At 42.7% G+C, this 19,739-nt stretch carries 18 protein-coding genes; 9 read left to right on the forward strand and 9 right to left on the reverse strand.

Annotated elements, in window-relative coordinates; genetic code table 11:
- Window positions 1-48 precede the first annotated feature (48 nt).
- From ACYVJ6_RS00870 to ACYVJ6_RS00880, 3 genes are all read right to left on the reverse strand, one after another.
- Window positions 49-1,488 (reverse strand): family 43 glycosylhydrolase, encoded by a 1,440-nt coding sequence (locus ACYVJ6_RS00870; RefSeq protein WP_460692159.1) that lies wholly within the window; start codon window positions 1,486-1,488, stop codon window positions 49-51.
- A gap of 57 nt (window positions 1,489-1,545) precedes the next feature.
- Entirely contained in the window at window positions 1,546-2,373 is an 828-nt protein-coding gene (locus tag ACYVJ6_RS00875; RefSeq protein WP_460692160.1) for a hypothetical protein, read from the reverse strand.
- A gap of 329 nt (window positions 2,374-2,702) precedes the next feature.
- On the reverse strand, window positions 2,703-5,897 hold the full coding sequence (locus ACYVJ6_RS00880) for an arabinofuranosidase catalytic domain-containing protein (RefSeq protein ID WP_460692161.1): 3,195 nt from the start codon (window positions 5,895-5,897) through the stop codon (window positions 2,703-2,705).
- Window positions 5,898-6,128: 231 nt separating this feature from the next.
- On the opposite strand from ACYVJ6_RS00880, the gene ACYVJ6_RS00885 reads away from it, so the two are divergent.
- The 5 genes from ACYVJ6_RS00885 (at window position 6,129) to ACYVJ6_RS00905 (ending at window position 9,011) form a co-directional block, all read left to right on the forward strand.
- Entirely contained in the window at window positions 6,129-6,707 is a 579-nt protein-coding gene (locus ACYVJ6_RS00885; RefSeq protein WP_460692162.1) for a LemA family protein, read from the forward strand.
- Window positions 6,708-6,794: 87 nt separating this feature from the next.
- Window positions 6,795-7,229, forward strand: a complete 435-nt coding sequence (locus tag ACYVJ6_RS00890) for a TPM domain-containing protein (RefSeq protein ID WP_460692163.1) — start codon at window positions 6,795-6,797, stop codon at window positions 7,227-7,229.
- 11 nt (window positions 7,230-7,240) lie between these two features.
- Window positions 7,241-8,032, forward strand: a complete 792-nt coding sequence (locus ACYVJ6_RS00895; RefSeq protein WP_460692164.1) for a TPM domain-containing protein — start codon at window positions 7,241-7,243, stop codon at window positions 8,030-8,032.
- Window positions 8,033-8,055: 23 nt separating this feature from the next.
- Window positions 8,056-8,460 (forward strand): hypothetical protein, encoded by a 405-nt coding sequence (locus ACYVJ6_RS00900; protein ID WP_460692165.1) that lies wholly within the window; start codon window positions 8,056-8,058, stop codon window positions 8,458-8,460.
- Window positions 8,457-9,011: an NUDIX hydrolase gene (locus ACYVJ6_RS00905; protein ID WP_460692166.1), complete on the forward strand. Its 555-nt coding sequence runs from the start codon at window positions 8,457-8,459 to the stop codon at window positions 9,009-9,011. Before ACYVJ6_RS00900 ends, ACYVJ6_RS00905 begins: the two co-directional genes overlap by 4 nt.
- Window positions 9,012-9,013: 2 nt before the next feature.
- On the opposite strand, the gene ACYVJ6_RS00910 is transcribed toward ACYVJ6_RS00905, so the two are convergent.
- Both ACYVJ6_RS00910 and ACYVJ6_RS00915 read right to left on the reverse strand, forming a co-directional pair.
- The gene (locus ACYVJ6_RS00910; RefSeq protein WP_460692167.1) at window positions 9,014-10,120 is read right to left on the reverse strand and encodes a glycoside hydrolase family 43 protein; all 1,107 of its coding nucleotides are present in this window, start codon (window positions 10,118-10,120) and stop codon (window positions 9,014-9,016) included.
- Window positions 10,121-10,199: 79 nt separating this feature from the next.
- A complete protein-coding gene (locus ACYVJ6_RS00915; protein WP_460692168.1) occupies window positions 10,200-10,829 on the reverse strand; it encodes a DNA-3-methyladenine glycosylase family protein in 630 nt (209 codons plus the stop codon).
- A gap of 66 nt (window positions 10,830-10,895) precedes the next feature.
- Between ACYVJ6_RS00915 and ACYVJ6_RS00920 the strand changes: the two genes are divergently transcribed.
- The 4 genes from ACYVJ6_RS00920 to ACYVJ6_RS00935 all read left to right on the forward strand — a co-directional run bounded on the left by ACYVJ6_RS00920 (window position 10,896) and on the right by ACYVJ6_RS00935 (window position 15,057).
- On the forward strand, window positions 10,896-12,176 hold the full coding sequence (locus ACYVJ6_RS00920; RefSeq protein ID WP_460692169.1) for a replication-associated recombination protein A: 1,281 nt from the start codon (window positions 10,896-10,898) through the stop codon (window positions 12,174-12,176).
- A gap of 35 nt (window positions 12,177-12,211) precedes the next feature.
- Window positions 12,212-13,684 (forward strand): DUF5687 family protein, encoded by a 1,473-nt coding sequence (locus ACYVJ6_RS00925; protein WP_460692170.1) that lies wholly within the window; start codon window positions 12,212-12,214, stop codon window positions 13,682-13,684.
- Between the two features lies 1 nt (window position 13,685).
- On the forward strand, window positions 13,686-14,426 hold the full coding sequence (locus ACYVJ6_RS00930; RefSeq protein ID WP_460692171.1) for an ABC transporter ATP-binding protein: 741 nt from the start codon (window positions 13,686-13,688) through the stop codon (window positions 14,424-14,426).
- A 136-nt stretch (window positions 14,427-14,562) separates the two neighbouring features.
- Entirely contained in the window at window positions 14,563-15,057 is a 495-nt protein-coding gene (locus tag ACYVJ6_RS00935) for a GNAT family N-acetyltransferase (protein ID WP_460692172.1), read from the forward strand.
- A 14-nt stretch (window positions 15,058-15,071) separates the two neighbouring features.
- Here ACYVJ6_RS00935 and ACYVJ6_RS00940 read toward each other — a convergent pair whose 3' ends face one another.
- From ACYVJ6_RS00940 to ACYVJ6_RS00955, 4 genes are all read right to left on the reverse strand, one after another.
- Complete coding sequence (locus tag ACYVJ6_RS00940) at window positions 15,072-16,025, reverse strand: M20/M25/M40 family metallo-hydrolase (RefSeq protein ID WP_460692173.1); 954 nt, start codon at window positions 16,023-16,025, stop codon at window positions 15,072-15,074.
- Between the two features lie 20 nt (window positions 16,026-16,045).
- Window positions 16,046-16,825: a TerC family protein gene (locus ACYVJ6_RS00945; RefSeq protein WP_460692174.1), complete on the reverse strand. Its 780-nt coding sequence runs from the start codon at window positions 16,823-16,825 to the stop codon at window positions 16,046-16,048.
- Between the two features lie 198 nt (window positions 16,826-17,023).
- A complete protein-coding gene (locus tag ACYVJ6_RS00950; protein ID WP_460692175.1) occupies window positions 17,024-17,767 on the reverse strand; it encodes a DUF3823 domain-containing protein in 744 nt (247 codons plus the stop codon).
- Window positions 17,768-17,788: 21 nt separating this feature from the next.
- On the reverse strand, window positions 17,789-19,732 hold the full coding sequence (locus ACYVJ6_RS00955; protein WP_460692176.1) for a RagB/SusD family nutrient uptake outer membrane protein: 1,944 nt from the start codon (window positions 19,730-19,732) through the stop codon (window positions 17,789-17,791).
- Between the last annotated feature and the right edge of the window lie 7 nt (window positions 19,733-19,739).

A 19,739-nucleotide genomic window follows, 5' to 3' on the forward strand; every position in this document is an offset into this window, starting at 1 on the left:
GCCGGCAGGTCATTTGATCTGCCGGCTTTTTATTTAATTAGCAATGAGCTACTGTGCTACAAAATTCCATTTAGAATTATCGCTCTCCAAAACAAACTTACCTAATGCCGGGGTGCTATCTCCCGCCGATATTAATGCCAGTTTCTCTTTCGAGTTCGGAATTACTTTTGGCATTATGCGATAGGTACCATCTGTTAGTTGATCAATTTTCCATAATTGTTCTGGCGCGCCTGTAAATGCCGGAACCGTTTTTACACTCAGTTCTGCAGTTGCTGTCAATGCCCGCTCTGTGCCATCTATGGTTATTTTATAATAAGGAGCACCAAAATACCCGCTTGAATCAGGTGCAGGTGTAACTGTCCATTTTTGGTGTGGGCGTGCAATATAATCGCCTATTCTTGTTGGTATGTCGCCTGTTGGCCAGTTTTTTATTACATCACCCACTTGCTGAGTTGGAACCGGTTTTACAGGTCCTGCGGCACCACGGCCACCGCCAAAACCACCGCCGCCGCCTTGTGCATTGGTAGGGTCAACTGCCAGCTCCAGGCCAAATCCTCTTCTTTCTGATTGGATCTCATAAGTACCTGTTTTAACGTTTTCGCCTAAAATCGGCCAGCCGTCTTTCCAAATCACCGGAAGGATGCCCAAAACACTGGCTCCGCCCTGATCAAGATCGGCCTCCCAATGGATAGACGCTTTTTCAACTCCGGGTTCAACAATAACTCGCCCGATATGGCCAGGGCCTATCAAACGTCCGCGGGTGGTAACCACCATCTTGCCGCCGCCTTCCAGCATGCTTCTGCCAACATTATCTACAAAAGGGCCGGTAACACTTTTTGAACGGCCAACAACTACGTTATAGGTTGAGTTAGCGCCTGCACAGCAAGTGCCGTGTGTACCCAGCAGGTAGTACCAGCCGTCATGATACATCATGTATGAGGCTTCACATACACTGGCAACATTAACAGGCTTATTGCCCGCTACACGTTTGCCTGTTTTAGGGTCAAGCTCCACTAAACGAATGTAACCGAAATAAGTACCGTAGGTTAACCACAATTTACCGGTAGTTGGATCAAGCATTAAACCGGGATCAATGGCATCGTTCTCTTCGTAGCCATCAGATGTAGCTACTACAACCGGTTCGGTATATTTAAAATCAGGCGATTTTGGATCCATGGTTTTGTTCCACATGGTGTAAATAGCACCTTTGTGATTACCGCCGCCACCTGTTGCCCCATAGGCTATAAGGAAACGGTCGCCAATTTTAAGGGCATCGGGGGCTGCACCACCACCAGGTCTTACTGCACCACCGGCCCACTTCCAGCCGTCTTCTGACATGATGCCGCCGCCTCCTGTACCGTAAGTATAATATTTCCCATTATCTTCAACAATTGTTGCCGGGTCATGGATATTGGGTCTGCCTATTTGTGCTGTTAATGTTTGGGTTATCGATGCTACTAAAAATGCAGTCAGACCGATTAATTTCATTTTTTTCATTATAAATCTATTTCAGATTGATTAATACGTAAATGGACTAACAATTTTTTATTGGATACTGGTAGTAAAGTTTTTTACCGGCTGGCCTTTTTCATCCATAAAACGAGCAACGAAATTACACATGCCTTGCCCGTTTATAATCGCTGCACGCAGTACATTTCTGCCTTTGTTAAGCGTAACCAGCGGAGAGGCAATATTATCCACAATAATATCTTTGTCGCCCGGAGCTGTAAGTATCTCTTTGCCATTCAACCAAAATGCGCCACCCGAATTTACGCCGGCAGCTAATCGTACATTTTTGATCTCTTGCGGGCAATCAATTACTGTTACTAACCAAAATAACACACCCGACCGCGTAGTGTTTGTGGCGTAACTAAAATGGTATAAATTAAAGTTAAAAGACTTGCTATCTAACCCGCGCCATTTCAGCTCCTGGTCGCCAATCTTTTCGGTTTGACCAACTTTAGGAACAACGTTATAATCTTGTGAAAAATTTTGATTGGCAAATGCGGTTTTAAGGTAACTTTCGGTAATTGCACTATTGCTACGAAGATTATTCTTAACGGGTTCAAGTACCAGCCAACGCTGAATGAATCCCCTGGCATCAGGTGCCTTTTTAACGTTGGTAGCTGTTATAAAATGCTTAGTCAGGGTATGCGTAGTGTCCTCTGCTAAAGGGATAGGGGGTAAATTTGATCCACGTCCACCGCCAAAGCCACCTGCACCAGGCCCACCGGGACCTGCACCGGCAGGACGATTTGCACCACCCGGGCCACCAGCGCCTGGGCCTTGGGCAAAGCCGTTAATGCTACTTAGTTGTAGTCCTAATAAAACTACAAATGCCATAACTGGCAATAAGTATTTTTTTTTGTTCATAAAATTTTGTTTGTAATTAATAATTGATTTTTTGTTTACAGCTAAAGTAAGGGGTATAGTCGGTTAAATTTAATCGTTAACAACATTGATACATTAGTATTTGAGTACCAATATAGTAACTAAATAAAGCAATAAATATGTGCTTTTAAAGAAGTAATAATAATATGCCAGCGTTTAAGCCAGATTAGATATTATAGGAATAAATCCTTTCATTTTTTTCCTCAAACAATGCTGTAATCTTGTTTTATAGGCAGAAATATGGTGATAAATTTCTCAAAAAAAGCCGGACACTGAAAAGTATCCGGCTGAATATTTATACTAAGGTATTTCTACTTGCCGGCGTATTGATTAGCTGCACCCGGTGTAGGAGCACCACTTAATATCTGGGTGCCGGCGTTATGGTACTTAGTTAAAGGCGACGTAAAGGTAATACCACTACCCGATACCTGGGCTCCGGCAGTATGCGTATTTTTAAGCGGTGCCAATAAGGTGATAGAATCACTGGCGCCACCTGGTTGTGCCGGAGCACCCGGGCGGCGGCGAACCGCGATAGCTGTATTTACTACAACCGTTTCTTTGGTTGCCCCATCACCAATAGTAATGGTTTGGCCCGGCATAAAACCTGTCGCACTTGTAACAGATAGTGTAGTTGCGCCCGGCTCGGTAGCTGTAATTAAAGCCGTTCCGCCGGTAGTACCTACGGTTGCAATGGTAGCGGTTTCGCTTTCAGTGCCCGAACCAATAATTACTTTTTGTCCGGCGGCAAAACCTGTTACACTATTAATTTTAACATTGTTGGTTTCTGTTAATGCCGCAGTAGTTAGGGAAATTGATTTTTGTACCTGGAAATCACTGCAATTGCTGTCGTTATCACTTCCATCAGGGAAGCGGCCCACGCTGAGATTAGATTGATCATTGGCGTTAGCCACAGGAACTTGTCTTGCTGCCGACCATGGCAATGCTACAATACAACCGCCTTGTACCTGCTCGCCCTCTAAAGTGGCAATTTCAGGACTGGTGATGTAACCATTAGCACTTGAATTACCTTGTTGCGAGCCATACACCAGCCCATCAACCAAAACTTTACCACTGGCATCCATCAAAGCAAGTGAACCTGAAACTGACGAAAGCGGTACGCCAAACCATTGGTTAGGTTTTTGAGTACCCTGGTATCCTATGGTTGTGGCCTGGTTATTGGCCACATAAGCACCCGCTTTATGAGCCTTAGCCAATTTGGTTTGTAGTGTTATGCCTGTTCCCAATGCCTGCACAGCATCGGCACTTTTATGAATGTATTTTGTTGCAGGCGTAAAGCTGATTCCTGTTCCATTGCCATAAACATCAACATCATTCATGTGATCCATTTTAAGCGGAGCGGTTAACTCTACTTCGCCCGGTTCGCCTCTGCCACGGAAACCCCCGGCTGGTGCAGCAGATGCCTTAAGAATATTTTTTACAGTAACAGTTTCTATACGTGCGCCAGTGTTAATAGTTAGCTTATCGCCAACGGTCATATTCGAGTTATCTAAAACTTTAATAGATTTATCGCCCGCTTTGGCCTCTGCTGCTAAGTTGGTTTGCGTAGCTGCTTTACCTACCGAAGTAACAGTGGCTACTTCGTAGCTATTGCCAAAGTCAATACCTATTTTTTGGCCAACAGTAAATCCGGCTGCACTGGTAACCGGGATATTTGTTGAACCTACAGGAATGCTCAATTTTGCCGATGTTGACACCGGGATAAATAACGTGGTCATTGGTGTAGCGGCAGTACCTACATTAGCAATGGTACGCATTTCGCCATCAATATTTAATTGTTGGCCCGCTGCAAAATTGGTAGCATTTTCTACATATATGGTATTATCACCAATAGCGGCAGGTGCAACTAAACCTGTGCTACCCATGCCCAATAAATAAAAGCCTTTGCCGGCAATTTTTGTACCTGCCGGGATGGTAGCTAATTTAACCGAGTTCCATCCGCCCGGAGTGCTTACAATACTCCAGTTTGAAATATCAACCGGGGTTGACGAAGCATTGTACAATTCAATAAATTGATTGGTTAAACTGCTGCCGGTACGGAAGCGTACCTCGTTAATTTTAACAGGCGACGCGTTCCTGATACGCTGTTTTATATTTTCTACCTGGGTTGTTTTAGTATTAAAGTTGGTCCATTTAACATTGCCGGTTAAAACGCCTGCGTCAGTTATTGCCGGAGAAGTAACTTTAAAAGTAGCGCTAACAGTAGCACCCGGAGCTATTGGGCCTTCTACCAATTTTGAAGTGCTTGAAGTGCCTTTGACTACTGCTGTCCATCCCTGGCGCGGAGCAATGCTCAGGTTAATATTAGTCACAGGGGCATCGGTTGTATTGGTAAATGAAACAGTAACTTCTTGTGAAGTTTTTGGAGCAAACGTAGTTAAGCGCGATAAGCTTACACGTTGTACATCATATTTAGCAGCCACAATGTTAGCTTGAACGGCATCAGTTGTAGCCATAGTTGGATATCCGGTAGTCATTACACCTTCGTAAAAGGTACCTGCTGATCCGGCACCATTATCGCCACCATTACCTAAAAGGATACCTCCTTTTTTATTCATCGGGAAGTATGATTTGCTGTTTGGAGTGCCCGGGCGAACGCCGTCGTAAAAAGTAGTTAATTTACCTTCCTGCGCGTTACCGCCGCGAAGGTCCCATTTGTTGCCGCCACCACCATCAACAAAGGCCGATACAAATTGCCATGAATCTATTGAAGGAACGTCATTCTTTTTAGCATTGTAGCCGGAGAACAAACCTGCTTCCATATCTGACATTATCCAGGGGCCTGTGCCATTGCCACTGCCCCACGCGGTTGATGTTCCATAATAGGTTGTTTCCATTGTACCGGTACCCACCGCACGGCTATTGGTTGATGAGTTACCATAGTCAAAGCAGCAACCGCTATCAAAGTGTTTACCGTTTACTACGTAGTAGATGCCTTCAGGTTCATCGTTTATGGCCAAATCTCTGGCGTTGTTGTTACGTAAACCCATACCCGGCATAATGTAAACGCCGTAGGCTTTATGCCCGCTTATAGTTACCGGCGCCATATCGGCAATAGGTAAATAATCGTATTCGCCTTTTGCTGATCCTTTAAAAGTTCCCGGAGGCGCCTGGGTAAGGTGGTTGCCTTTGCCAGACTGGTCATATACCTTAGATATCCAGCATAAGCCATCGCCACAAAAAGCATCCTGTGCTGCCGCGTTGGCATAACCGCCGGCATCATTATTGGTGGACTGTACTACACCAATATCTAAAGTTTTACCGTCGGCGTGGCGCGTAACCTGGTAAAGCGGGCCGTTATAAGCAGCGTACAATGCACGGGTAGTGCTATGGGCCGCCACACATGGTGTGCCGCCTGCGGCATAAATATCACATGATCCTTTTGGCCGCGGCTGAACTGCGGCTTTCTTTTCTCCGCCTGACATGGCCATTAAAATAATAGCAACAGGAAATGCAAATGCAAATACCGGGTAGTTTTTCTTTTTCATAATCGTTAATGAGATATTAAGTACTCACGATCTCAACAGGTCGATGTTGTAGGTTTATAATCAAATGTAATATTAACACTTATAATTTTAATTTTTAAAACGTAATTAAACAATTACATCCCGCTAAACATCATTACATTTACATAACAAACGACAATATGGCATAACAAACCCCGTTTGTAACAACGGTATGCCTTTTGTACTCTAATTGAAAATTAAAAACACACAACAATGAAAAGAATATTCGCAGCAATACTGGTTATTATGGCTACTATGTCGTTAAGCTCATGCAGCTATAACAGCATGGTTAAAATGGACGAGAACGTGAAAGCTAAATGGGGTGGTGTGCAAACGCAATATCAACGTCGTACAGACCTTATACCTAACCTGGTAGCAACCGTTAAAGGTGCCGCCAATTTTGAGAAAAGCACTTTGACTGATGTTATTGAGGCGCGTGCCAAAGCAACATCGGTACAGGTTGACCCTACTAAATTAACGCCAGAATCTATACAACAGTTCCAGGCTGCACAGGGCCAACTAAGCCAGGCTTTGGGCCGTTTAATGGTTGTTACCGAAAATTATCCCGAATTAAAATCAAACCAAAATTTTTTAGGTTTACAGGAACAGATTGAAGGTACCGAGAACCGCATAACCGTAGCGCGTAAAGACTTTAATGATGCCGTGCAAGAGTACAATAGCAAAATACGCAGCTTCCCGGCTAACCTTACTGCAAAAATGTTTGGCTTCGCCGAAAAAGGATACTTCCAGGCTGAAGCCGGTGCTGATAAATCGCCGAAAGTAGAATTTTAATTAAAGTTTAGAGATTGAAGATTAAAGGTTGGTTATTAGCCAATTCTAACTAATCTTCAATCTTTAATCTCCAATCTTTACAACCATATGCCATTATTTAACGACGAGGAGCAGCAGCGTATACGCGAAGCGGTAGAGCGTGCCGAGAAAAATACATCAGGCGAGATACGGGTTTGTGTTGAAAAAACCTGCAGCGAAGATGTGCTTGACCGCGCCGCCAAGTATTTTACCAGGCTGGATATGCATAAAACCAAGCTGCGTAACGGCGTATTGATATACCTGGCAACAGAGGACCATAAATTTGCCATAATAGGCGACGGCGGCATAAATAAAGTTGTTCCTGATAATTTTTGGGATAACGCCAAACTGCAAATGCTGGAGCAATTTAAGCAGGGCGATTTGGTTGGAGGTATTACCACCGGGGTAACCATGGCTGGCGAGCAATTAAAAAAATACTTTCCTTATGATTTGGATGACATAAACGAACTTCCGGACGATGTATCATTTATGGATGGTAATTAAAATAGAAAGCCATGTTTAAAAAATATATTTTACTGTTTAGTTTCTTGTTGGTTACAATTCTTGCTTTTGCGCAGGAATTCCCCGAGAAATCAAACACCCTGGTTACCGACTATACCAATACCTTAACGCCCGAGGAAAAGCAACGCCTGGAGGATAAGCTGGTAGCGTTTGATGATAGTACCTCAACCCAGATAGCGGTGGTTATTATCAAATCTGTCGGTGAGTATGATATAAACGAATATGGTACCGAGTTGGGCCGCAGGTGGGGAATTGGCCAGGAAGGTAAGAACAACGGAATATTATTGTTAGTAGCTTTAAACGACAGAAAGCTTACTATACAAACCGGCTACGGTGTAGAAGGCGCGTTGCCTGACGTTGTTGCTTACCAGATACGTGAAAATGATATTAACCCGCGTTTTAGGGCAGGTAATTATTACGGCGGCTTAGATGCAGGTACTGACCAGATCATTAAATACGTAAAGGGTGAATATACAGCACCCAAAAAAGCAAAAAGCAAGCGCGGGGGCGATGGCGGCCCTGCCGGTTTTATCATTATTATTGTTGTCATAATTCTCCTTATTATATTCCGCAAAGGCGGCGGCGGTGGTGGCCAGGTTATCGGCAGACGTGGCAGTACAAGCCCGTTTTGGTGGCTGTTAGCAGGGTCAATGCTAAACAGCGGTAACCGTGGTGGCAGCGGCTGGGGCGGTGGTTCCGGTGGATTTGGCGGCGGCGGTGGTGGCGGCTTCGGTGGATTTGGCGGTGGCAGTTTTGGCGGCGGCGGATCAGGCGGCAGTTGGTAGCGTAGAACTTTATAATTCTGATTATGCATACACGCGATATAGTGATGGATGATATCCGCAAAACGGCGCTCATCATAGAAAAAATATTTGGAGTAAAGGGCGGAGGTATGGTAAACGAGTTTAAGCAGGAGTTTGACAAGACTTTGCAAAACGAATACGCTACCGAACTGGCACAACTACTTGCCTTAAACCAGGAAGACTTTGAAGCGATCATTCAATCTGACAAATACAGCGCTGAAAAATTAGTTACCCTAAGCCAGATGCTGTATGTATTGGCCGAACCCTTTGAACAGAATGAGGAAACGCAACAATTACTAAAAAAAGTAATGGCTATACTTGATGTTCTGGAAGAAAAATACCACATTCAATCATTTGATAATATTACCCGCCGAAATGCGATATATAAGTATTTCGACATCAAACTATGAACGATAACCTTACCTGGAAAACCCTTTCATCAACCTATATACATAAAGGCCCATGGGCCACTTTACGTGTCGATAAATGCGAAATGCCCAACGGTACCTTAGTGGATGAATATTACGTTTTAGAATATCCTGATTGGGCAAATGCCGTAGCGGTTACCGAAGATAATAAGATCATATTGGTGCGCCAGTACCGCCAGGCTGCGGGTGTGGTTGCGTTGGAAATTCCGGGTGGGGTAATTGAAAAAGATGAACTGCCCGAAGTAGGTATGCGCCGCGAGTTATTGGAAGAAACAGGCTATGAGTTTGAAAAGATCGAACTCATATCTACCATATACCCTAACCCTGCAACATCCAATAACCGTACATTTTGCTACCTGGCAACGGGTGGTAAAAAAGTGGCTGAACAAAGTTTAGATGATCACGAGGAAATTATTATTGAAGAATACTCCATCCCCGAAATAAAACAGTTATTGGCCGAAAACAAAATAACCCAGGCATTACACTGCACCGGGTTATTTTATGGGTTAATGAAGTTGGGCGAGCTGAAATAAACTTACTTAATATCTACCTTCCAGGTCTCGGCCAAAGTTTTTAATTCTTGTTTGGTTAAATAAGTAATAGCACCATGTTTAGGGCCGGTAAAGTTGGTGGTTTTCATTACCCCCTCGTTAAAATGGCCCAGGTCCTTAAAGTTTACAAAATCGGTAGTTTCGCTAAAACCCATATTGTTTGGGCGCGCGCCATATACATCATACATTAAAACATAGGTATCCGTACCAATGCGCTTAAATACGTTTGGCGCTTCTGTAGATACCTTTTCAGGGTCAATGCGTTTTTCTCTTACACCACTGTAACCACTGGCAATTTTGTCTGATTGCGAGTGCCAAACTTTAGCATCGCCTACATAAAACATATGGTAGGTGTCGCCCACTTTGGTAATATCGGCATCAATGCCGCCAATATCAGTAACGCGTTGCGGAACATTTTCCAGTTTGGTAAAATCATCATTAGCATAAGCCGCGTAAATACCCGCGTTTTTGTTATTGTAACGGATGGTAAAGTACACCATCATTTTTTTCTTGATAGGGTCGTAAATAGTTTCGGGTGCCCATGAGCAATCAATATCGCCCAGTTCAGGGAAAGCCAAATCAGTTCTAAAGTCCGAATGCGTCCAATGTACCAAATCGTATGATTTCATCAACACCAGGGCACGGTTATTTCCCCAGCCATATTTTTCCTGCGGGCGTTCCCATTCGGTATCTCTAAAGCCGGCACGTTTGCCAGATATATGCAGATCGGTCATGGCTAAATAAAACGCGCCATCCGGCCCGCGGGTAATATGCGGATCGCGCACACCTTTTTGTTGGGCCAGTTCTGATCCTATAAACAAGGGTTGTCCGCCATTAACATCGGTAAACGTATAACCATCTTTACTGATGGCAAAGTAAGCCGAATGAGTTTGGTCCTTAAAATAGACAAATAGGTAACCGCCCAGGTCCTTTTCGTTAAACTTGGTTTTAGGCTTATCCAGTTTACTAACTATGGAAATGCTGTTTGTAGGTTTTGCAGCAGGTGCAGCCGGGGCTTGTTGAGCAAAGCTATTGTTAACAGTAAATAGGCAGGTGCCCAACAGTAAAGATTTTATAAATGTATTTTTCATTGTATATAATTGATATCGATTGCAATTTAATTACTTAACATTATAACAAGCACTATTATTTTATTGGTTAATAGCATTGTTACTGTTTTTTTGGTGCCGATAGATAAAAATGCCATAACAACATCGTAGCTACGGTACGATAGGGTTGCCATTTTTTGGCAATAGCCATTACCTCTTCTTTGGTAATGGGGGCGGGTAAACCCTTTATTCGTTTGAGCGCATTTACCGCGGCCAGGTCGCCGACGGGGAAAATATCTGCGCGTTGCAAAACAAACATCAGGTACACATCAATGGTCCAGTGGCCAATGCCTTTTAGGGTGATGAGTTGCGCGCGGATATCGTCATCAGACAGATGTTCCAATTCAGCTAGATTAATTTGCCCGCTTACTAAGGCCTCGGCTAAATATTTTATATACCCTGTTTTTTGGCGACTGCAATAGCAAGCCCTAAATTCCTCATCCGTTAGTAACAAAACACGGGCAGGTGTTAACTCCTGCACCTTTTCTTTTAATTTATTTAATGCTGATAAGGCCGATGCCAGCGAAACCTGCTGCTCTAAAATAATATGCACCACCGTTTCAAAATTGTTGGGGCGGCTCCATAACGGTGGATAGCCGTGGGCTTTGATGATGGTTGCCAAATCAGCATCAGTTGTTGCTAATTCATCGCAGATGGAATGGTAGTTGGATTGGGTAAACTTATGCAGCATTGGTTTGTTATTTAAAAATACTAAATTTCTTAGGATTTAGCGTTTTCTTTTCTGAATTTTACGGATATGAATAACCTGCCGCCATTAGCCGAGCGCATGCGCCCCAAAAACCTGGATGATTATGTGGGCCAGAAACACCTGGTTGGCCCGGGTGCGGTTTTACGTAAGGCAATTGAGAGCGGCGCGCTGCCATCCATGCTGTTTTGGGGGCCGCCGGGGGTAGGTAAAACTACGCTGGCTTATATTATATCCCAAACGCTGGACAGGCCATTCTTTTCCCTAAGTGCCATTAACTCGGGCGTAAAAGATGTGCGCGAGGTTATTGAAACCGCATCGCGCTTAAAAGATGAGGGGGATAATCTGCCGGTATTGTTTATTGATGAGATACACCGCTTCTCCAAATCGCAACAAGATTCCTTATTGGGCGCGGTTGAGCGGGGCATAGTTACATTAATTGGTGCCACTACCGAAAATCCATCTTTTGAAGTAATATCGGCGTTGCTATCGCGCTGCCATGTATATATTTTGCAGCCGTTGGCAGAGGATGACCTGGTGAGTTTGCTGAATAAATCCATGAAGGAGGATGTTGTCCTCAGCAAAAAGAAGATCACCATAAAAGAACACGAAGCATTGCTGCGCCTATCAGGCGGCGATGCACGTAAACTGTTAAATATTTTTGAGTTACTGGTAAACGCTTTCGAGGGTAAAACCATTACGCTTACCAATGATATTGTGCTGGAGCATGTGCAACAAAACATGGCGCTGTATGATAAGGCCGGCGAACAGCATTATGATATTATTTCGGCATTCATCAAATCCATGCGGGGCAGCGACCCGAATGGGGCAGTCTATTGGCTGGCGCGTATGCTGGTTGGTGGCGAGGACCCGCTGTTTATTGCCCGCCGTATGTTGATATTAGCTTCCGAGGATATTGGCAATGCTAACCCTAATGCATTGCTGTTAGCTCAGGGCTGCTTTGAGGCGGTAAATAAAATCGGCATGCCCGAGTCGCAATTGATTCTATCGCAAACGGCTATTTATTTGGCTACATCGGCTAAAAGTAATTCGGCTACTACGGCTATTGGCGCGGCCATGGCTCTGGTTAAACAAACCGGCGACTTGCCTGTGCCTTTGCATCTGCGCAATGCCCCAACCAAGTTGATGAAGAACATTGGCTACGGTAAAGATTATAAATACGCCCACAGCTTTGAAGGTAATTTTGTTAACCTCGACTTTTTGCCTGATGCTATAAAAGGCACCAAATTATATGAGCCCGGTAACAACCCGCGCGAGCATGAGTCAAAAGAAAAGTTAAAAAAACTTTGGGGCAACCGTTATAAATATTAGTATCTTGATACTAATATACCATATCACTAAAAAAAATGACAACCACTTTCATCAGGCATGAGCTTAAAGCTTTTTGGCGCGCAACCAATACCGGTAAAAGTATCGCGGTAAACATCATACTGGGCATATTTATCCTGTACTTCCTGGCATGTGCCTTCGCTATAGGGTTTTTTATGGATGTGTTTTTAGAAAAAGCATACCGTAATGAAAATACCACAGTTGCTTTTTGCGGTGTAATACTGATATACTACATGGCAGAACTATTATTGCGCATGCAATTGCAGGAACTGCCCACCCTGCGTGTGCAGCCTTATTTGCAGTTACCTATCAAACGTAATACACTGGTAAAATACCTGTCCCTTACGGCTATGGTATCGGCTTTTAATTTATGGCCTTTTATATTGTTCATTCCATTTATAGTAAAAATAATAGTAGCTAATGCGGGCTGGCTGGTAGGGGTGGCATTTATAGTTTCGCTATTAGGCATCAGCACCTTTAACAATTACCTGGCTTTATATATTAAGCGAAGGGCCGCTTTAAATGGGTGGGTATTTTTAGTGGCAACCACTGCGTTGATCTTGTTAGGCATGGGCGATTTTAAATGGCACCTGTATTCTATCCGCGATATTTCTTATACGTTTTTCGGCAATGTAATACTACAACCGGTTTGGGCATTATTGCCTGTATTGCTAGGCGTGGTCATGTATGGGGTAAACTTTTACTACCTCAAACAAAACCTCTACCTGGAAGAACTGGTAAAACATAAAACACTGCGCAAAAGTACTACCGAATTCCCGCTGTTAAACCGTTTTGGTCTGATCGGTGATCTGGTGGCCAATGAGCTTAAACTCATCATTCGTAATAAGCGCCCGCGCTCGGCACTCATCATGTCGGTAGTATTTATATTTTATGGGTTGATTTTTTACACTAACAAAAACATGGCCGAACCAATGAAAATATTTGCCGCCATGTTTATGACAGGTGTTTTTATTATCAACTATGGCCAGTTTATGTACGGCTGGCAGGCTACGCATTTTGACGGGCTAATGGTAAGTAGGGTAAAATTTGAAGATTTTATAAAAGCTAAATACTTACTATTTACAGGGGTATCAACCATTGTTTTTGTATTGACCATACCCTATGTATATTTTGGCTGGCGCATATTGCTCATACAGTTTTGCCTGTACTTATGGAATATTGGGGTTAACGCCACCCTGGTGTTGTTTTTTGCAAACCGCAACAAAAAACGGATAGACCTATCAAAAGGCGCTGCATTTAATTGGGAAGGAGTAGGGGCAACGCAGTTGTTGATGTCATTCCCGTTGATGTTGGCACCCTATATATTTTACCTGCCGTTAAAACTGCTGGGTTATCCCAATTTAGCAGTTGGTATTTTGGCGGTAATAGGGTTGGTTTTTGTGTTGATGCGTACCTACTGGATAAAAGTATTAACCGTTGATTTTAATAATAGGAAATTTAAAATAACCGAAGGCTTTAGAAAGAAATAAGATGATAACTATAAAAGATCTAAAAAAGGTTTACAATAATGTGGTAGTAGTAAACGTGCCCGAACTAAATATTAACAAAGGCGAAAGTGTTGGCCTGGTAGGTAATAACGGCGCTGGTAAAACCACGCTGTTTAGGATGATGCTTGATCTGATACGCCCCGAAACAGGCGAGGTAACCTCCAACGGTGAAGTAGTAGCCGGGGGCGAGGAGTGGAAAAGTTATACCGCGTCTTATTTAGACGAAGGCTTTTTAATAGATTATCTTACGCCCGAAGAATACCTGTATTTTATTGGCGGCCTGTACCAACAAAGCCGCGCGCAGGTAGATGAGTTTTTAGCAGGATTAAGCGATTTTTTTAATGGCGAGATCATAAAAAAAGGCAAATACATCCGCGATCTTTCTAAAGGTAACCAAACCAAAGTAGGCGTAGCTTCATGCTTGTTGCAAAAGCCCCAATTACTGATGCTGGATGAGCCTTTTGCCAATATTGACCCTACTACCCAGTTTAGGTTAAAAAATATGCTTAAAGAGGCTAATAAGAACGGCGTAACCACGTTGGTATCCAGCCATGACCTTAACCACATTACTGATGTATGCGACCGTATACTATTAATGGAAAAAGGAAAGATCATTAAAGATATAGCTACAGGTTCATCAACTTTAAATGAATTGGAGGAGTATTTTGCTATTGAGCACACTACGATACCGAGTTTGCCTGTTGATAAGGAGGAAAATCATTAACCCCTAAAAACCGCTTGTCATTTCGACGAGGTACGAGGAGAAATCTATACACCCGTTCATATAGCATATGTATAGATTTTTTCGCTACGCTCAAGATATAGTTCTCACTACGTTCGAAATGACAGTTTAAATTTATATGTTCCAAATTAAACAAGCCACCACTACCGATGTGCCAACTATAAGGCAATTAGCCCAGCCTATATGGTGGCATACCTATACCCAGTTATTGGATGAGGATCACGTAGCCTATATGTTTAAGGAACGTTATTCCATTGAGGAGCTTACCACCCAAATACAGGACGGCAGTCAAACCTATTTATTACTGCTGGATGATGATGAACCTGTAGCCTTTACCTCATATGGTCCGCGCGAGGAAAACCCGGAAGTTTATAAATTACACAAACTATACTGTCTGCCACAAACCCAGGGTAAAGGTTGCGGCAAAGCCTTATTAAATGCGGTTTTTGAGCAAGTGACTGCTTTGGGTATTAAAATTTTAGAGCTTAACGTACACCGCCAAAACAAAGCCCGTAATTTTTATGAAAAAATGGGCTTCACTATTGCTTACAAAGAAGATATCCCCATTGGCCCTTATTGGATGAATGATTATGTGATGCGTAAGCAGCTTTAATATATTTAACTATCTTACATTTCTTTAGCAACCCTCGTCGGTGTGGCCTCACCAGCCACTATGCTGCGCGAACTTAGCGCGATAGCTTTTATAGTGGATGTGATGTTATTCATGTCTAACGTGCTTACTTCATCGGTTACCTGATGGTAAAATTTATCAGTGTCTATCTGAACTGTTGATATGGTGTGGGCAGGTACGCCCAACCTGGCTAAAGTTGCGTTGTCACTGCGGTAAAATAATCTTTGCTCCGGATAAGGGTCAGGATAGAATTTAAACTTTGTACCTGTTAAGCTTTTTTGTAAAAGTTCACCAAAGTCTGATCTTTCAAACCCGGTAATAAATGCTGAGTTGGCGCCAAATTTTGCTTGTTTGCCAATCATCTCAATATTAAACATAGCCACTACTTTATCAGGGTTAAGCTGTTTGGAGAAAAACTGTGCGCCAAAACCACCTATTTCTTCGGCAGTAAAAGCCACAAAAATTAAGGTGCGCTCATTGTTATTGATCTTTTTAAAATAATTAGCCAGCGCAATCACCGCTGTCGTGCCCGAAGCATCATCATCGGCTCCGTTATAAATGCTATCGCCTTCTATGTACTTACGTATCCCTAAATGATCATAATGCGCCGAAAATACAACATACTCATCAGGTTTAGATTTGCCCGGGATAACTCCTGCCACATTAAACAAAGGTTGTTTGGGTGGTGCCGACCTAACCTCAGTCACTTGCTGTCTAAAATCCGTATTACCTGGCAAAGGGGCTAAGCCTATTTTTTGAAATTCGCCTTCAATAAACTGGGCTGCTTTTTCAATACCGGGCGTAAAAGTCGCACGGCCCTGCATATCATCCGCAGCCAGGGTGTTGATAATACGTTCCACCTCATCCTGCTTGATCAGTTTATCTACATCCTGTCCAAAACTATAAAGTGTCGCCGCTATAAATACAAGCGCTGTGATATATTTTTTCATCTTTTAAGTGTTAATGGATATTATTTGGGGCCATTATTCCTAAGCTTAAGAGCATGTTTTTTACCGCTTTTCATTTTCAGGTTAAGCATTTCTACCAATACCGAGAAAGCCATGGCGAAATAAATATATCCTTTAGGTATGTGTTGATCCAAACCCTCCGCTAATAATGATACACCTATCAGCAATAAAAACGATAGGGCCAGCATTTTTACAGTAGGATGGTTGTTTACAAAATTGCTGATAGTTGATGCAGAAACCATCATGATACCTACTGCTATAACAACCGCTGCTACCATGATCTCGATATGATCGGCCATACCAACGGCTGTGATTACCGAGTCTAATGAAAACACAATATCCAAAATCAATATCTGTATAATTATGCCTGCGAAGGATTGTACCTTACCTTTAACACTGGCGTCATCGTCATCGCCTTCCAGTTTATTATGTATCTCGTGGGTGCTTTTATAGATCAGAAACAATCCGCCAATCAACAATATCAGGTCACGGCCCGAAATAGCCATCTTCTCCAGCCATTCTGCATTAGTAATACCCATCCAATCGCCAAAATTAAATAGCGTAGCAGTTAACTGCATTACCCAACTTAACGATAACAGCAATAATACACGGGTAATCATAGCCAGCCCAAGCCCAACGGTACGGGCTTTTTTCTGTTTATGGGCTGGCAGCTTGCCCGCTAAAATGGAAATAAAAACGATATTATCGATGCCCAGTACAATCTCTAAAACGGTTAAAGTTAAAAGAGATATCCAGGCTTCGGGGCTGTTTAAAAATTCCATATGATATGTTTGTTTAGTCTACTCAACAAGATATTACCTTGTTAGTTTTATCAGATGAGTGATAGCGCTAATTTACAGGATTTAGTTAAACCAAAATCTATAAAACAAAAAATCTCTGTAAGCCTAAGCCTACAGAGATTAAATTAATGATAAAGGTATATGGTTATTTTAGGAGTACTAATTTTTTGGTACAACGCATCAATACAGCATCACTGGTTTTTGGTATAAAGCATTAGTAGAGATCGAGTTTCTGATCGCTAAATTAGCATATACATGTCCTGTGCGGCCTTCCATAGCTGCCTTCTCCGTAGCAGTCAGGGTATTTAGGTCAACTTGTACTGAGCAGTTACCACCAATATTTATAACATTTACACCACTTGTAGTAGTAAATAGTTTTTCAAGCCCTTTAGATGTTTCATCCACAATGTTGGTTGGACCAAACATTAAAGCGACATTAACAAGATTAACCGATACAGTACTGGGTGCTGTTTTTTCAAGCTTAAATGTAGCTTTAAATATTCCACCAACATACGACGATTGGTAATTACTAACCCAAAAATAAGGTGTAACATTAAAGTTTACATCTTTAGCTTCGCCCTTTAGCGTAAGATTTATGGGGGCGGGTTGTACAAATGGGCCTTTATTTTGCGTGGCATTTACTGTGTAATCACCGTCATAGGTTAACATGCTATAAGTACCATCGGCTTGGGCATACATGGTAAAAACGCCAACAGTATAATTTCCCGAGGGTCCCCCCGTTTGCTGTAATTGCACGGCACCATTATTTGAGCCTAATAACCCTACCGGCTGGCCATTGTAAAGGAAAGCTCCTGATATTCTCGATTTCGGGTATTCCCCATTGTCTTTTTTGCAAGATCCAACAAGAAAACTTGTTAAGCCAAGCATCATTATTAGGAACGCTATTTTATTATTCTTTTTCATAATATAAAAAATTTTATACGATCAATTTTGATATGGGTTTAATGTCCAATTCGGGTTATTGGTTCGCCATGACGCGTCTATTGTACCGATATAGTCAGTTATCGCGAAATAAAACGGCTGGGTTGGACGTTTGTATGTGTTTACACGATCAAACACCCATTTGCCATTATTAATATCGCCGGGGATAGACACCTTGTAGGGATATAATGATTGAGGCTGAGCGTTCGAACTGTTGTCCCATACGGTATGTGCTAATCTCCATCTCTTTAAATCCCAAAAGCGGTGATCCTCAAATGCAAATTCAACGCGGTACTCATTTACGATATTTGCAAATGTTAAAGTACTAAGCGCTTGTATTTTACCACGTTGCGTTCTTATCGTGTTGATCAGGCTTAGTGCATCGGACCCTGTATTAAGTCCATTAGTTTCAAAAGCAGCTTCTGCAGCTATTAAATAAGCTTCAGCTATACGAAAACGAGGCTGCCACATCTCGCTATAGCGTGGCTGTAAGCCTGCACCAGCGCTTTCGTCCACAAATTTACGCGGTAGAAATCCTGTTTTATTTAGATTGCTGGCGCTGCTACTGATCGGTCCATTTAAAGAGGTAATTAATCCGTTTGCATTGGTTGCTCCCGGAGTATTTGAAGAAAGAAGCGTATATGCTGATCCGGTTTTAACAACCTGGCCTGCCTGCAATGGTACAGGGGTGCCGCGATACAAAGCGTTAGGCCAAATTACGGTTCCCCATAAGCGTGCATCTTTTGCTTTAAACGGTGCTTCTACATCGTCATAAAAAACATAATTGCTACCAACTTTAGTTGGAATAGGAGCGTTTGGATTTGTTCCGGTCCTGTTCTCAAAAGCTTCAACAAGGTTTAATAACACCCCTAACCTGTTACCGGTTTGTTGGTCCCTGTGGCTATAAGGCATCGTATTGGTAGTAAATTGTGTAACTACATCAGGAGCTTTTCTATCCAATGCCCATATTACTTCGGTATTACCGGTTTTTACGCTGGTCGCGTTGTAAAAAGCAAGTTCAGGGTTTGCTGCATTTACCTGCAATACATACGGAGATGCAATTGCCGGACCAGACGAATTTGCCGGCTTACCATTAATTACCTCTTTTGCGGCAGCATAGGCTATCTCATAATAACCGGCAGCTTTACTGGCAGGTATGCCTACTTCTCCAAGTGGTGTTGTATAAGTTGGTGTAATTAGGTTATTATACTTTGCTAATGAAGCCGCGGTTATGGCAGCACGCGCTTTAAGCATTAAAGCTGCCCATCTATTGGCAATACCTGCGTTGGTTGTGGCGTTATTACCAAAACTAGCACCGCCAGCTGCGGTTGCACTTGCAAACTTTGCAATTGCAAGATCGCATTGCGCAATTACATAATCATAACACTCAGCTTCGGTATTGCGTGGTAATCGGTTCGGGGTCAGGTCCTGTCCCGCCTCGTAGGAATATATCTCGTCCCCTATAATGGTCAAACCGCCTACTGTCTTGGTTTGCCAAAACCAAAGCCAAGCACGTAAAAACAAACACTGTGCTTCAAAATTATAGCGTTCTTGTGCTGTAAGTGCTTTAATTGCTTCCGGCGAGCGTATGCCTGCTAAAAACTGGTTCATCCTACGTAATAAAGCGTAATCCGACGTTTTGTTTTTGTCACGGCTAAAACTGATAGTACCACCGGTAGAAGCCCCACCATCCATGGCAAGCGCCTCATCGTTAACGTTATCGTATTGGGTACCAATATCTGTACTAACGTTGTTTATACCATTATGCTGCCCAAAGTTTGTCTGGTTGTAAAATTGTTGTAACGTTGATATTACCAGGGCTCTATCTGTATAGATGATTTCTGCCGATAATAAACTATTTGGGATTGCTGTAAGGTCCTTTTTGCACCCCATAAACAAGGAGTTTACTACAAAGAGTGCAAAAAGACAATATAATTTGTTTCTCATCTTGTTG

This window comes from Mucilaginibacter puniceus, from assembly GCF_054783175.1.